Below are 14817 nucleotides of genomic sequence, written 5' to 3'. Positions count from 1 at the left end.
GGATAACGCTTACCGCTCATGGGTACCTCTCTTTAAGTCATCTTAAATGACTCTGAGGTGTCTGTTAAACCTGTGGCGATTCAAAGCGATAAATAGCATGATGATGGATATGCTAGCTGCTATCGCGAGAAAAGATTACCAAGATCGCCGCCGTCGTCAGGCTGAAGGAATAAAGAAAGCCAAAGAGGAAGGGAAATACAGAGGGCGACAAGCCGATTCAGATCTACACGAAAAAATCTATCAGCTACGAGTTATCAATAAGTTGAGTATCAGTGATACCGCCAAACTTACCAATGTTTCAGATCGTACAGTAATTCGCGTTGCTAAGAAGTTGGCAGGTGAGCGTTCAGCGGGGTAAGAAGCTTAGCGTACGTTTTCGTTCCATTGGGCTTCAGACCCCGACGTCTCCTGTTGATGGGCAATCAGCGCCACAGCCCGCTCGGGCGCCAGCGCGGTGGGCGCGTCGCCAAAGCGGATTCCGGCAAAAAATGGGGCGCGCGGAGTGGCAACGCTGATGCTGGCCCAGGCGCCAACGTCAGCAGGCGTGCGATGCGCTCTTGCGTTGCCGGACGCGTGCGCAAGCAGGAGGGCTCGGGATTGCCCCATCCCGGCAATAGCCAGGCACGCCAGGAGCGGCTGACCCGCGCGATTTTCGCCAGCGCGGACGCCAGCCCCTGCGGGTCGCCAGTCAGTTCCGCCGCAAGGCGGTCAGCGTCGAACTCACGAACGCGAGACAAGCCGAGCTGTGCGAGCAGGGCCAGCTGGGGCGATGCGGCCAATAACAATAGACCAGGCCAATAGACCTCCGCCGCGCCAACCAGCTGCGCGGGCAGGCTGAGCAGGATCGCGATCTGTCCCATAAGGGCCAGTAGGCTCGTGAGGCGACTGTTGGAATCCGCCAGCCCCATGACACGCAGATCCTCATTAGCGATGTGCGCGACCTCGTGCACGAGCACACCCGCCAGCTCGCGTGGGCTCAGGCTGCGCAGCAGGCCATCGGTGAGGGCGATCGATGCCTCCTGCTTCGATCCCGGTGGCGAAGGCGTTGACGACGGCACTGGGCACATAGTGCGGCACCGGCGTGGCGGGCAAACCGGCACGGGCGGGCAGCTCGCGCAACAGGGCCCACATCTCGTGGGCTTCTTGCGGGTGCAAGGCCCGTACGCGGTACAGGCGCAAGCTCAGCGCCGACGCGGCTACCGGTTCCAGCAGCAACGCACCTGCAACGGCAAACAGCGCGAGCCACAGGCAGCCTTCCCCAAACGGCAGTCTCCCTGCTGCGGCTGCGATCCCGACCATGGTCAGGACCAACAGCCCGGTCTGCAGGCGGTTGAGCCAGCGGTGTTGCAAGAGCGCCGTGCGCGGATCACTGGGATGATGACGGGTCATGCTCAGAGGTCTCGGCGGCGCGGTCGCCGCGCTTGCGCAGCAGCCAGTAGGTCGCACCCAGAGCCAGCGTGGCGCTTGCCAGCGCGGCTATCTTTGCGGGGCTCGCGTCGGAGTCGAGGATCACGAACTTGCGGGAGAGTGCGATCAGCGCGATCAGGACCACCGTCTTGACCTGGATGATGCTGTCCCGACGCAGCGCCACGCGCACGATGGAATGCTTGAACTCCATCGCGATCAAGAGCGTCATGATCATGCCGAACACGCTCTGGAATACCTTGTGGTCCAGGGGATTGAAGGCATCGAGAACCAGCAGCGTGAAGACGATGGAGATGAGCTGGAACAGCGACACCACGATGATGACGGCGATCACCGCCGACAGCACGAGCGCGACGACCTGCTCGAAGCGCTCGTAAAAACTCATGATGGCCAATTGGTCACGCAAGACCTGAAATGGGTTAAGGCGTTTTGATTTCATGACTATGAACTCCCTGGAAAACGGCTGCTGTCGAGACGGCGGCGCATTGCGCTGATGCGTCCTTCAATCAACTCGGTCGACATGCCAAGCGTCGACATCACCTGTTCCGCCAGCCCAATAGCTGCGGCAAAGGATTGCTGATACACGCGCACGTTAGGCATGGCGCGAAATGCATCGGCCGCGGTCGTACTTCTGCATGACACCCACAAGGTTAGCGCCGGACGGCGCTCGGCAATCGCCTGGGCGATGCGCAACGCTTGCTGGGCATGGGCGAACGTCAGCACCACCAAGTGCGCATGCGTCAAGCCGGCAGCCAGCAAGGTATCGGGCCGACTGGCATCGCCATGGAACACCGGCGCGCCGGCGGCACGCGCGGCCTCGACCTTCTGCGCGTCCGCCTCCAGCAGCAGATGCGCCACGCCGGCGTGGCGAAGAATCTCGCTGACTATCAGGCCAAGCTCGCCCGCGCCGCAAACGATGACATGGTCTCGATATCGCGTCGTCTGCGCGGCGATCTCGACTTCTTCAGCCTGGGGTGGCTGAATGACGCCGCCGGTGCGGCTCAAGAACCGGGCAAGTACATCGTGATGGCGGATCAGTAGCGGTGCCAGGGCCATGCTGAGCACCAGCGCGACCAGCATGGGTTGGACGACGGTCGCGGGGATCAGATGCTGCTGCAAGACCGTGCCCAACAACAGCAGGGCGAACTCGCCGCCGTGCCCCAACGCTATGCCCGTGCGCCAGGCATCGAGGGCGGACAGGCGCGTCGCCCGCAAGGCCAGTGTATTGAGCAGGATCTTGACCGGTACCAGCACCACCAGCCACGCCAGCACCGCCAGCGGTGCCGAAAGAATCTGTGCTGCGTCCAGTTGCAGGCCGATGGTCACGAAGAACACGCCCGACAACACATCGCGAAACGGCCTGAGGTGGCTTTCCATGTGGTGCCGGAAGTCGCTCTCGCCCAGCACCATCCCGGCGAGGAAGGCCCCCAGGGCGGCGGATACGCCGACCGCGTGCGCAGCGGCGGCGGCAGCCACCACCACGCACAAGGAGACGAGCACGAACGATTCCTCGTGGCCCCGCCGCGCCACCCAGCCCAGCAGGCCATGCAACAGACGGCGCGAGGCGAGGGCCGCTGCCGCGAACAGCAGCAGCACACCGAATACTTCGAGCAGCACATGCTCGATCTTCGGCGACTCGCCGCGCGCCCAGATCGCCAGCAAGGCCAGCAGGGGCACGCTGGCCAGGTCCTGAAAGACCAGCACGGCGATGGCACTGCGTCCGTGGCGGGTGGTGAGCTCGCCTTGGTCGGCCAGTTGTCGGCTGACCAGCGCCGTGGACGACATGGCCGCCGCAGTGCCGAGCAGCGCGGCGCTCTGGCCGGGCTGCCCCAGCCACATCAATACCAGGATCAGCGGCGGGGCAACGGCGATCATCTGCAGAGCGCCCGCCATCAGCACCGTCCTGCGGGCGAGCCAGAAGTCTCCGAGGGAGAATTCCAGTCCGACCATGAACAACAGCAGCGCCACGCCCAGCTCGGACAGAAAGCTCAGCGTCTCCCCCGGCGCGATCACGCCGATGACTGAGGGGCCCAGTACAACGCCGACAGAGAGATACCCCAGCAAGGCGGGCACTCTGAACGCCGCCGTCGCCATCGCCGCCAGGCTGCAAGCCGCCAGCAGGATTAGCGTAGTGCCGAGCAAGCCCTGCATCGGTCAGCGTCCCACTTGCGTCGACGTCCAGCGCACGATGTCCTGCGCGCCCATCACGCCGGCCTGACGGGCGATCTCCCGCCCACCCTGGAACAGGGCGAGCGTCGGGATGCTGCGGATACCGAACTGCGCGGCCAGGTGGGGCTCAGCCTCGGTATTCACCTTCGCCAGCCGGATCCTCGGTTCGAGCTGGTGTGCCGCTTGCTGGAACTGTGGCGCCATCATCTTGCACGGCCCGCACCATGGCGCCCAGAAATCGACCAGCAGCGGCAGATCGCTGCGCTCCACGTGGCGCGAGAACGTCGCCGTGGTCAACTCGATGGGCTCGCCCGTGAACAAGGGCTGCTGGCAGCGGCCACAGTTGGGATGTTCCGATAGCTTCGCAGTCGGTACGCGGTTGATGGACTGGCAATGCGGGCAGACGAGGTGAAGCTCATTCTCATGGTTCGCCTCCTTGGACCACAGTGAGGCTGCCTCGCTTCGGGTCACAGACAATGCCGACCAATCAACGCCTTGGAGCCAATCGTTCCCGTTTTTGCTTACTCCGGCCTCTTCCAGATGAGCAGCGATGAATGCTTCGGCCTGCATGAGCCACCTTCGGACAGCATCTTCCTTACTAGGAATCAGCAGGATTTCAGAGACGCTGCTGGCATTCAGCCCGTCCACACGGATAAGCAGAAAAATGCGCCGCCACAAACGCGGCATGTCCTTCAGCAGGTCAAATGCAAAAGCGAACTCGCTCGACCGATCAATCAGCTCCTCCTGTTCCGTGATCGTTGCGACATCGGGATGTTGACTGCCAGCGAAAATATCGGCCAGCTTGAGTGTGTCATCATGCTGATAAAATTCGAAGATTTCCTCTTCCACCATGGCCTCGGCCACGTCTTGGGCATCCGGTTCGACCGGCGCGTCCAGAGAAACGAATTCGCCAAATTGCCGGCTGCTTGCCACTTCGTTATCCAGGACGGCGAACAGATGCTTCAAAAGACCGGTGTAAGCCTCTTTTTCCCCCGGTACGGATTGCCATTCCACCTTAGCTCGGACAATCGCTTCATCCACCACGTCGCGCAGCGTCGGATAATCGCGCGGTAAATCGCCGACGGCCCGCAGATAAGCCAGCTCACGCCTTGCGACAGCCTCAAGTTTCGACAGTAGAGGCATTCGGGTCACCTCGGCCTCATGGGCGGCTGATGCGGGTTTTGCGGCAATCCGCACCTTGAGCTCGCGCAAGCGCTCGCGTCGTGCTTTGCGCTTGATTTGATCCTGAGCATGCAGTCGGTCAAAATGCTTCTTGGCCTGACGGAACAACGACTGTGCGAGCATCTGCGCGAGGGGCGTCAGCTCGTCATGTGATGCAGTAACGCTGACAATCTTTTTGCCGGGCAGGTGCATATAGCCACTGGCCAGAAATTGCCGCTTGATCTTGTCGCGATCAAGGACGATTTGAAGTCGCGCTGAATCTTTAGTGTGTTTGTCGAGCAATGGCTTGAGGGCGTGCTCGATCACATTTCCCAAAGCTCTCTGCCAAGGTTCATGAAACTCTTTGTCGATAGCTCGATAGCTATATTGTATCTGCATGTATGACTCCTTCGATGTCATTTCTATGGAGGCATGAATCGAGGATGCTCATATCCATAGATTTTGGTTTGGCACGCTCTTACCCCAGGCGCGTTTTGCGAAGACCCCAACTCAAGAACAAAAGCGTGACGCCATAGACTGCCGCATGGAAACCCAACAGCCAGCCTGCGGCCACGAATGACTCGACCGGACGGGTAAAAAATATCCACAAGACGATAGCACCAAGGATAATCGAGAGCAGTCCACTGAGGGCAAGCCAGATTTCACCCTTGATTTCCCGACGCAGCCGAACGGCGGCGGATATCTCCAGCACACCGGTGAAAATCGCCCAGAAGCCCACGCTAGCCCATAAAAAAGAAGCCAAGACTATCGTGGCGACCCAAGGAGCAACCAGGACGACGACGCCCGTAAGTATGCCGACAATGCCGCTGAACAGCAGCCAGCCCCAGCGCTCTTTTTTCTGGATATGGCGCACCGCTGCAAACAAGTTGAACGCGCCATTGACCAAGGAAAATGCGCCGAACATGATGGTCATGGCCAACAGAGCCGATTGTGGCATCCAGAACGCGAGGGCTGCAAAAATCAATGCCAAGACACCGCGCAGCACAAAAAGCCACCAATTTTGGCTCAGCGAACACAGTGCTTTGGTGGGGTCATCCGCATTGGAATTGGCGATGGTGTCTGTGTTCATGCAATATCTCCTAAAGATCTATACAAAATAAAAAATCAAACACTCATGGGACAAGAGAGGGGGCGCTATGCGCCCCCTCTCCAGCGGTTTCAGAACAACTTGGACAGTTTTGCCTTGACTTCATCGAGCCAGCCTTTTCCGCAGCCTCCCCCTCCCGTCTTTTCCTTGATTTTCTTGAGTTCAGCGTACAGGGGCTCAAAGTCCTTCCTTTTTCCATAGCCCAGCAGTTCTGCCATTTCCAACTGCTGCCGGGCTTCGTTCAACAATGTCTCCAGGCGCTCATTGGATGCTTCGCTGCGCTGACCATCTTCTACCAGGGGCTCGGCGCGCTTCAGGAGCAGCTTCGCACGCAGGACGGGCAGCGGAAGCACGCTGCGCTCCTCGACCAGCGTGCTGAGCGCTGACTGCAGCGCGGCTTTGGCTTCTTCGATCTTGCCCTGATCGATCAGCGGCACGACTGCCTTCACGGCTGCGGGATAGGACGCCAAAGGGATGTTGGTGACCGTGATCACGATTTCACTGGCCAGCAAAGCCAGCACGTGGCGAGCCTGTTGCACCTCGCCATGTTTGAGGGCATCCAGCGCCTCGTCGGTCATCGCCTCAATGGTTTCCGTGTTGGCGAACAAGTCGTGCACGATGGTGCGCACATCAACGCCGGCCAGGGCGAGCGTGGGTTCGCGCGCGACGATCAGCTCCAGCTTTCCCGTCACTTCGGCCAGCGTTGCCAATGCGCGTGCAGTGTCCTTGCCGTCAAGTGCGGCCAGCGCTGATTTGGTCAGCGACAAGGCCGAGACTGCCTCATCGAGGACTTGTTTACGTTTGTCTGCCGCCTGCGAGTCCGTTTCTTTCTGAACCTCAGGCTGTACCTCCGTGACGACTTCAGGCTTGGACTCTGGACTGACAGGAAGGCTGCTTACCGCGGCCTGTTCGTTTTTTCCTTCGTTCGTCGCATTGGGATTCGGTGTTTGCTCATTCATGGTGATATGCCTCGTATGAGATAGTGAAAATAGGCGAATCTATTGGGGCTGAATGCGAACATCGCGAGACTGACCGACAGAGCAGTCAGCCCTTCATCACCTCAAAATAGCTTTTGGATGCGCGTCTTCAACTCGTCGAACCATCCCTTGCCGCTTTTGCCACCAGCCGACTTTTGCTCAATGGACTTCACCTGATCGAAGATGGGTTTGAAGTCCGCCTTCTTGCCATAACCCAGGATCTGCGCCATCTCGATCTCCGTGCGCACGGACGACAGCAAGGTGCTGAGCTCCTCGTTCTGCTTGGCATCGCGCCTGTCGGTCTCGGCCAGCTTTTCAGCTTTTGCCATCGCGGCTTCGGCCCGTAGCACGGGCAGAGGAAAGGCGACCGAGGTCACCACCAGCGTGTTCAGTGCTCGGGCGAGTTCCGCTTTGGCGTTGTCGATCTTGCCGCTGTCGATGAGCCGTGCGGCCGACTTGATCGCTGCCGGGTACGTTGCCATCGGAAGGTTGTCGGTTTGGATTACGATTTCGCTGGCCAGATTGGCAACGATGGGCCGGGCCTTTTGCACCTCGCCATCACCCAACAACTCCCGAGACAACTTGACCGCTTTCTTTACCGATTCCACGTTGGCGTGGATATCGTGGGTGATGACGCGTACATCGACCGGCGCCAAAGCAAGTTTGGCGTCGCGTGCCAATACCAGTTCCAGCTTTCCGCTGGCCAGTTCCAGCGCAGCAAGCGCCTCCTTGGTCTTCTTTGCATCAAGGAGGGTCAAAGCCTCCTGGGTCTTGGTGAGCGCCGTGATGGCGTCTTGAGTGAGCTCGGCACGCTTTTTATCGGCTTCCCGGGCGGCCTTGTCATCTACCTGTGGCTGTGCCGCCTTGGATGCGGCAGAGGGTGCTGCAGCACCTGGGCTAGAACCTGCCGCCGATTGGGCCAGAGCCGGTCCGCTCAGTCCGACGACGACCGCCAGGGCAAGTGCGGAGAAGGTGTATTGTGGCTGTTTGATATTCATGATCTTGGGCTCTTGATTGAAGTTAGTTGACTGAGATTTCAATCTGTTTCGGTTTGGCTTGCTCGGCCTTGACAAGCCGCACTTCCAGCACGCCGTCTTTCATGGAAGCCGTCACCTTGGTCGGATCAACGTTGTCAGGCAAGACAAAGCTGCGCACAAAGCGGCCATAGGCACGTTCGATGCGGTGGAACTTCTTGCCCTGCTCCTCTTTTTCCAGTTTGCGCTCGCCGCTGATGGTGAGCACACCGTTTTCCGCGCTGACGCGCACGGCATCCTTGGGGACCTCCGGCAGATCCAGCTTGAGGAGGAATGCGTTCTCATCCTCGCTGATGTCCGCCATTGGTGCCCAGTCCGCCGTGGTCATGGCTTCGTTGCCGGTACGGGCGCCCTGTCGCTGGGGTATTCGTCCGAACATCGTCGCCAGGCGGTTTTGCAATTCATCCAGTTCCCGGAAGGGGTCCCACGGAGTCAATGCAGACATATCGGTTCTCCTTGAACAATGCCGACGAATTGGATGACGCACTGAACAGAGCCGTCGGTTTACTCTGAATGGCACCTACTACTGTTTTCAGTTCCGAACAAGTCCTTGAGTCAATTGACGGATATCGCTTTCGTCGAGCGTTTCCCGCGCCAGCAGCTCGCGCGCACAGCGCTCCAGCACCGCGCGGTTGATGTCGAGAATCCGGTAGGCGTGCTCGAACACGCCCATCACGATGTCGCGGATAGCCTGATCGATGCGCGCCTGGGTCGATTCGGCCACCCGGCAACCGCCGTGGGCCAGTTCCGGTGTATAGAGAAAGCGGGGCCGCTGCGCCTCGAAGGCGATGTAGCCCAGGCCCTCGTCCATGCCAAAGCGGGTGATCATGTCGCGGGCGATGTCGGTGGCTCGCGCCAGATCGTCCGCCGCCCCGGTAGACAACTCGCCGAACACCAGCTTTTCGGCGGCACGCCCGCCCAGCAGTACGGCGATCTTGTGCTCGAGATCGGTACGCGTCATCAGGAAGCGGTCTTCGGTGGGGCGCTGCAAGGTGTAGCCCAGCGCGCCGATGCCGCGCGGGATAATCGAGATCTTGTGTACGGGGTCGGTTTCGGGCAGCACCAGCGCATGGCCCATCTCGTGATGGGCCACGGTTTCCCGCTCCTTGGGATTGAGCATGCGGCTCTTCTTTTCCAGGCCCGCCACGATGCGCTCGATGGTCGCGGTGAAGTCCTGCAATTCCACGGCGGACGCACGGCGTCTCCTCGCCGCCAGCGCCGCCTCGTTGACCAGATTGGCGAGGTCCGCGCCGGAAAAGCCCGTGGTCAGTGCGGCTACCTGTTCGAGGTCTACATCCTGGGCCAGCGTCACCTTCTTGACATGAACCTTCAGGATGTCCAGCCGCCCCTTCTTGTCGGGCCGGTCCACCAGCACCTGGCGGTCGAAGCGGCCGGCACGCAGCAGCGCCTGGTCGAGGATTTCGGGGCTGTTGGTGGCGGCGAGGATGATCAGCCCGACCGAGCTGTCGAAGCCGTCCATCTCCGTGAGCAGCTGGTTGAGGGTCTGCTCGCGCTCGTCGTGGCCGCCGATGGGGCCGCCGACGCCGCGCGCGCGGCCCAGCGCATCGAGCTCGTCGATGAAGATGATGGCCGGCGCCTGCCCGCGGGCCTGCTCGAACAGGTCGCGCAGGTCGCGCACACGGGCCGCACCCACGCCGACGAACATCTCGACAAACTCTGATCCGGAGATGGAGAAGAAGGGCACCGCCGCCTCGCCGGCAACAGCCTTGGCCAGCAATGTCTTGCCGGTGCCCGGTGGACCGACCAGCAACACGCACTTGGGAATGCGCGCCCCGAGACGGCCATAGTCCTGCGGATTCTTCAGGAAATCGACGATCTCGACCAGCTCCGCCTTGGCCTCATCCCCCCCCGCCACATCGGCGAACGTCACAACGGTGTTCTTTTCCACGAACATCTTGGCGCGGCTCTTACCGATGTTGAGAAACCCGCCCATGCCCTGCTTCTCGGCGAAGCGGCGGAACAGGAAGAACCAGACGCCAAAGAAGGATACCGCTGGCAGGATCCACGACAGTACATCGCGCAGCCAGGTGCTCTCCAACACGCGGGCATAGGGCACGTCGTACTTCGACAGGCGATCGGCAAGATCGGGTTCGACCCTCGTTGCCACGATCGTCGTCTTGCCCCGGCTGTCCGGCGACTTCAGGCGCCCGGTCACCGTACGATCCGACACCAGCACTTCGGCCACGCGCCCCTCGTCCAGCGCCTTCTCGAACTCGCTGTAGGGCACCGGCTCGACGGTTTTCGCCGTCTGCCAGTAGCTCTGCAAACTCAGCAACAGCAGGAGGGCAACGATCCAGTAGCCGGTATTCCATTGATTCTTTTTTTCCATGGGCCTTGTTCCTCGAAAGTCGAGTTGCCACAGGATCAGGTGAACAGACGGGCCGTACCGTCACGCAAACGGATGGCCAGCGAGCGGGAGGGCAGTGCCGCCGCTGATGAGCAGCCCCCACGGCGTGGCCGACCGCGGATCACGCTTGTAGACGACCGCGTGACCCGCGGCCACGACCGCCACCGCGATCGATGCCAGGGAGGCTGCCCATGCCAGGCCGATGGGGTCGGACACGGCAGCCTCGCCCGCCATCAAGATGCGTCGCTCGCCGACTTCTTCTTGCGCGAGCCTTTGCCAGCGTCGCCGTGCGGCGTCTCGGTCGCCTTCGCGACATCCGGCTGCTCCGGCTCGGCCGGGGTCTGCGGTGGCTCTTTGCGTTCGAACACCACGCGTTCGGCCTTGTCGTCCCAGCGTGCGCTGGCGTGATCGCCCTTGCCGATGCTGCCACCGAGCATCTCGCGCGCCAGCGCAGTTTCCAGCTCGCTGCGGATCAGGCGCTTGAGTTCACGCGCACCGAACTCGGGCTTGTAGCCTTCTTCCGCGAAATGGTCGATGAGCGTCTGATCGAAAGTGAGCGTCACGCCCTGGCTGGCGGCGCTGCGCGCCACGCGATCGAGCTGCAGGCCGACGATGTGGCGGATCTCCTCCTTGCCCAGCGCATGGAAGACGATGATCTCGTCGATGCGGTTGAGGAACTCGGGCCGGAAGTGGCCGCGCAGCACGTCCATGACCTCGGCCTTGGTCTTTTCGTACTCCTCGCCAGCCGCCCCACGCGCCTTCAGCCGTCGCTGGATGATGTCCGAACCCAGGTTGGACGTGGCGATGATGATGGTGTTGGTGAAATCCACCACCCGGCCCTTGCCGTCGGTGAGGCGACCGTCGTCGAACACTTGCAGCAGGATGTTGTAGACGTCAGGGTGTGCCTTCTCGATCTCGTCGAGCAGCAGCACGCTGTAGGGCTTGCGCCGCACCTTCTCGGTGAGCTGACCGCCTTCGTCGTAACCGACATAGCCCGGAGGCGCGCCCACCAGCCGCGCCACGGTATGGCGTTCGCCATATTCCGACATGTCGATGCGCAACAGGGCGTGCTCATCGCCGTAGATCGATTCGGCCAATGCCTTGGCGAGCTCGGTCTTGCCCACCCCGGTCGGGCCCAGAAACAGGAAGGTAGCCACCGGTTTGCTGCCTTCGCGCAGGCCGGCGCGGGACAGCCGCACGGCATCGGCCACGGCACGGACCGCTTCGTCTTGTCCCACCAGGCGCTCGTGCAGCCGTTGTTCCAAGTGCAGCAGCTTTTCGCGCTCTTCCACCGTCAACTCGTTAACCGGGATGCCGGTCAGGCGCGAGACGATCTGCGCCACGTGTTCCGCCTTGACCTCGGCACTGCCGGAGGCCCGCTCCCGCTCCCAGTCCTCGACGAGCTTCTTGAGCTCGGCCTCCTTGGCTTCGATGCGCTTGCCGAGCTCGGCGGCCTGGTCGTACTGCTTGCGCGCGGCCACGTAATCCTGTTCACGCCGCAGCTGGTACAGTTCGGACTCCAGCTCCTGCACGGCCACCGGCCGGGCCGTGGCCGACAGCTTCACGCGCGCGGCCGCCTGGTCGAGCAGGTCGATCGCCTTGTCCGGCAGGAAGCGCGCCGTGATGTAGCGGTCGGACAACTCGGCCGCCGCGATGATCGCGTCCTCGGAGATGCTGACCTTGTGGTGCGCCTCGAAGGTGTCGCGCAGGCCGCGCAGAATCATGATGGCCTGGGCCACCGTCGGCTCGGGCACCGTCACCGGCTGGAAGCGCCGCTCCAGTGCGGCATCCTTCTCGATGTATTTCTGGTACTCGTTCAGCGTCGTGGCGCCGATCAGGTTGAGTTCACCGCGCGCCATCATCGGTTTGAACACGTTGGCCACGTCCAGCCCGCCTTCGCCACCGCCCTGGCCGGCACCGACGATGGTGTGCACCTCGTCGATGAACAAAATCAGCTCGCCCTGGTGCTCGGTCACCTCCTTCAGCACCTTCTGCACGCGCTCCTCGAACTCGCCGCGATATTTGGCGCCGGCCACCATGGCGTTGATGTTGAGTTCCACCAGGCGCTTGTCGCGCAAGGTCTCGGGCACTTCACCCGCCACCATGCGCTGCGCCAGCCCTTCGACGATGGCGGTCTTGCCCACACCCGGCTCGCCGATCAGCACCGGGTTGTTCTTCTTGCGCCGGGCCAGCACCTCGATGGTGGTTTCGATCTCCTGCGCGCGGCCGATCACCGGGTCGAGCTTGCCGTCGCGCGCCATCTTGGTCAGGTCGCGCGAGTACTTGTCGAGTTCTGGCGTGTTGGTCGGCGTCTCAGCGCGGCCATCCTCGGCGCCCTTGCCGACCACCTTGCTGACCTGTTGGCGCAGCGCCTGCGGCGTCAGGCCGTAGCGGCGCAGCAGGTTGGCGGCCAGCCCTTCGCCTTCCTCGGCCAGACCGATCAGGAAATGCTCTGGACCGACATAAGAATGGCCGAGTTCATTGGAGGCCACGAAGGCGCGGCTGAGCGCATCCTTCACGCGCGGCGACACGCCGATCTCGCCCTCGAAGGGCTTGTCCCCGCGCTTGGCCTCAGACTCGATCTGCCGCTTGAGGTCATCGACCTTGATCTTGAACTGACCCAGGGTGGTCTTGACCACGTCGCTGTCGGCCAGCGCCAGCAGCAGATGTTCGGTATCCACCTCGGAGCGGCCAAATTCGGCAGCGTGTTTGGCGGCCTCCTGCAACAAGGCTTCCGACTGTTCGCTGATGCGGCTGGCCAGCCCACTGCCGCGACGGCGCGGCGCACCCGAACCTGCGGCGGCGGGCTCGCCAAACGAGGCATCGACCACGTCATCGGTATCGGCGGCAACTGGCGTCGCGTCGTCGCCGATGCGGAAGAAGTCACTGCCGAGGAAGTCCTCGAACAGGCCGCTGCGCGAACCGAACAAGGCTTCCAGCGGCGAAACGGTGCGCTTTTGCTGGCGCACTAATTGCCGGTAATGGTCGTCGCACAACAGCATGGTGCTGTGACGACCGTTGAGATTGGCTTCCACCCGCACGGTGGCGGGTTGGCCGCAGACCTGGCATTGTTTTCTGGCCATGCTGATGCTCCTGAGAAGGTTGACAAGGTTGAGGCGACGAGGCATCGCGAGCCGCGACACCTCGTCTCGGGCCGGGTTTTTCTTGTGACGAACGAGCCGACGACGTCAGCCGTTGATCGGGATCGAGCGTCCCTGCTTCGGCGCGCTGACCTCGCGCTTGTCGATCGTGACCGTGAGCACCCCGTTCTTGAACGATGCCTTGATCGAATCCTGGTTGGCGTCGTCAGGCAGGTTCAAGGCACGCTGAAAGCTGCCGTAGGAGCGCTCCACACGGTGGAAGCCACCTTCCTTCTTCTCCTGTTCCTGGCGCTTCTCGCCACGCACCATCAGCACGTCGTTGTCGAGGGTGATCTGGATGTCCTTCTCCTCGACACCGGGCACTTCCAGGGCAATCTTGTACTGCTTGTCGGTTTCCTGGATGTCCAGGGCCGGCTTCAGCATGCCCGACCAATCGGATGGCCACTGCGGCATGTTCAACGCCGGAAAACCGAAGCCCCGGAATGCGTCATCGAACAGCCGGTCGATTTCCCGATGCAGTTGCAGGATCGGGCTGACTGACCCGCTCGCCGCTGGCAGGTCATTACGCTGCACCGGCAGGGAAGAGGCGGTCTGCTGCTCTTGCTGCTCGTTCTTGAACCAGTTCCAGGGAGCCAACTTCTTGAAATCGATGTCCATGTCATACCTCCAGAAAAATTGGAAAACGAGTTACTCAAGCCCTTTGCCTGCTGCGACGGGCAGTGCGCCCAGGCGACACGGGCTGCTCGGATGACTTCTGCTGTTCACGCTTGCACATCACCTCCTTCTTTGCTCCGGCTCAGGTCTGATCATTGATGCACTGATCGATTTCACTTTGACGAAGTCGCCACGTCCCGCCCACCTTGAAAGCCGGAATTTCCCCGTGTGCGGCGAGCCGATAAAACGTCCGCTTGCCGACTTTCAAGTACGCAGCCAATTCATCGAGCGTGAAAATCACCTGTAGGTGCGCTTTCATCTCACCCTCTCCAATCGCGTCGCTTTGCGGTTCCGGCCAAGGAAATCCTTGCAATACTTTGTAATATTAGACCTACCTTGACAAACTTCAAGAGTCAAGAGTGAATGTACAGCGTTCTCCCGCCCCATTGATGCAGGTCAACTGCTCAGGCAAGGCACAGGGGGGCGGCCTGATCAGGCAATGGACAGCGCCTGGCTCGTCAGCCTGCGTGTGCCACAGGCGCCTCGATCAAACACCGATCCTCACGTTGTAGCCGAGTGCCCGCAGCCCCTTGCTTGTCTGCATGTTCCTTGGCGGAAACTCGTCTGGGCGCGCCCAGACGACGATTTCCCCGAGGCTGCTCAGGCCAACGTGCGGAATTGCCCAGTCGTCGCTGCGGATCGCGTTCCAGAGTCGGGCCGAAACACTTCCGTTGCCCCAGACAACGTAGTTCAACAGTATCCGTCCGGCCAACACACCTTCCCGACACCGCCGCCGAAGGCCATGGCCCATCAAGCGGAT

14 protein-coding genes and 3 pseudogenes are annotated in these 14817 nt (G+C 61.5%); 2 read left to right on the top strand and 15 right to left on the bottom strand.

Annotated features, from left to right (window positions below; all coding sequences use genetic code 11):
- Positions 1-82 precede the first annotated feature (82 nt).
- Positions 83-358, top strand: a pseudogene (locus ACOTYB_RS17350) (serine recombinase); the annotation flags it as partial.
- A gap of 64 nt (positions 359-422) precedes the next feature.
- Here the strand turns inward: ACOTYB_RS17350 and ACOTYB_RS17345 are convergent.
- The 13 genes and pseudogenes from ACOTYB_RS17345 to hsp20 all read right to left on the bottom strand — a co-directional run bounded on the left by ACOTYB_RS17345 (position 423) and on the right by hsp20 (position 14000).
- Positions 423-1389 (bottom strand): annotated as a pseudogene (locus tag ACOTYB_RS17345) (zinc metalloprotease HtpX).
- Positions 1367-1864 carry a heat resistance protein PsiE-GI gene (psiE-GI, locus tag ACOTYB_RS17340; protein WP_032967912.1) on the bottom strand — a complete coding sequence of 166 codons (498 nt, stop codon included), beginning with the start codon at positions 1862-1864 and terminating at the stop codon, positions 1367-1369. The pseudogene ACOTYB_RS17345 and the gene psiE-GI overlap by 23 nt, the downstream one beginning before the upstream one ends.
- A 2-nt stretch (positions 1865-1866) precedes the next feature.
- On the bottom strand, positions 1867-3576 hold the full coding sequence (kefB-GI, locus tag ACOTYB_RS17335) for a cation:proton antiporter (RefSeq protein ID WP_220153601.1): 1710 nt from the start codon (positions 3574-3576) through the stop codon (positions 1867-1869).
- A gap of 3 nt (positions 3577-3579) precedes the next feature.
- Positions 3580-4041: a thioredoxin TrxC gene (trx-GI, locus tag ACOTYB_RS17330; RefSeq protein ID WP_220153864.1), complete on the bottom strand. Its 462-nt coding sequence runs from the start codon at positions 4039-4041 to the stop codon at positions 3580-3582.
- A pseudogene (locus ACOTYB_RS17325) lies at positions 4015-5154 on the bottom strand (hypothetical protein); the annotation flags it as partial. The pseudogene ACOTYB_RS17325 and the gene trx-GI, both read right to left, overlap by 27 nt.
- A 79-nt stretch (positions 5155-5233) precedes the next feature.
- Complete coding sequence (gene hdeD-GI, locus ACOTYB_RS17320; protein ID WP_032977015.1) at positions 5234-5845, bottom strand: heat resistance membrane protein HdeD-GI; 612 nt, start codon at positions 5843-5845, stop codon at positions 5234-5236.
- An 89-nt stretch (positions 5846-5934) separates the two neighbouring features.
- Positions 5935-6822 carry a heat resistance protein YfdX2 gene (yfdX2, locus tag ACOTYB_RS17315; protein WP_007791120.1) on the bottom strand — a complete coding sequence of 296 codons (888 nt, stop codon included), beginning with the start codon at positions 6820-6822 and terminating at the stop codon, positions 5935-5937.
- Positions 6823-6923: 101 nt separating this feature from the next.
- Entirely contained in the window at positions 6924-7838 is a 915-nt protein-coding gene (yfdX1, locus tag ACOTYB_RS17310; RefSeq protein ID WP_001022485.1) for a heat resistance protein YfdX1, read from the bottom strand.
- Positions 7839-7860: 22 nt separating this feature from the next.
- Complete coding sequence (gene hsp20-GI / locus ACOTYB_RS17305) at positions 7861-8319, bottom strand: small heat shock protein sHSP20-GI (protein ID WP_001275372.1); 459 nt, start codon at positions 8317-8319, stop codon at positions 7861-7863.
- 87 nt (positions 8320-8406) lie between these two features.
- Positions 8407-10224, bottom strand: a complete 1818-nt coding sequence (gene ftsH, locus ACOTYB_RS17300) for an ATP-dependent zinc metalloprotease FtsH (protein WP_220153599.1) — start codon at positions 10222-10224, stop codon at positions 8407-8409.
- A gap of 60 nt (positions 10225-10284) precedes the next feature.
- Positions 10285-10476: a hypothetical protein gene (locus ACOTYB_RS17295; protein ID WP_001446316.1), complete on the bottom strand. Its 192-nt coding sequence runs from the start codon at positions 10474-10476 to the stop codon at positions 10285-10287.
- A complete protein-coding gene (gene clpK / locus ACOTYB_RS17290) occupies positions 10476-13325 on the bottom strand; it encodes a heat shock survival AAA family ATPase ClpK (protein ID WP_032986565.1) in 2850 nt (949 codons plus the stop codon). The genes ACOTYB_RS17295 and clpK overlap by 1 nt, the downstream gene beginning before the upstream one ends.
- A gap of 105 nt (positions 13326-13430) precedes the next feature.
- Positions 13431-14000: a small heat shock protein sHSP20 gene (gene hsp20 / locus ACOTYB_RS17285; RefSeq protein WP_007780320.1), complete on the bottom strand. Its 570-nt coding sequence runs from the start codon at positions 13998-14000 to the stop codon at positions 13431-13433.
- An 18-nt stretch (positions 14001-14018) separates the two neighbouring features.
- Between hsp20 and ACOTYB_RS17280 the strand changes: the two genes are divergently transcribed.
- Complete coding sequence (locus ACOTYB_RS17280) at positions 14019-14156, top strand: ABC transporter substrate-binding protein (RefSeq protein WP_074577435.1); 138 nt, start codon at positions 14019-14021, stop codon at positions 14154-14156.
- Here ACOTYB_RS17280 and ACOTYB_RS17275 read toward each other — a convergent pair.
- Positions 14140-14316: a helix-turn-helix domain-containing protein gene (locus ACOTYB_RS17275; protein ID WP_080601204.1), complete on the bottom strand. Its 177-nt coding sequence runs from the start codon at positions 14314-14316 to the stop codon at positions 14140-14142. The genes ACOTYB_RS17280 and ACOTYB_RS17275 overlap by 17 nt on opposite strands.
- A 228-nt stretch (positions 14317-14544) precedes the next feature.
- Positions 14545-14808 carry a hypothetical protein gene (locus ACOTYB_RS17270; RefSeq protein WP_001295708.1) on the bottom strand — a complete coding sequence of 88 codons (264 nt, stop codon included), beginning with the start codon at positions 14806-14808 and terminating at the stop codon, positions 14545-14547.
- Positions 14809-14817: the final 9 nt, after the last annotated feature.

It is taken from the genome of Enterobacter cloacae complex sp. IR5450 (assembly GCF_049238665.1).
In the GTDB taxonomy this organism is placed as follows: Bacteria; Pseudomonadota; Gammaproteobacteria; order Enterobacterales; family Enterobacteriaceae; genus Enterobacter; species Enterobacter hormaechei_C.
The sequence above is the reverse complement of the archived record's forward strand: the minus strand, read 5'-3'. Positions and strand labels throughout refer to the sequence as shown.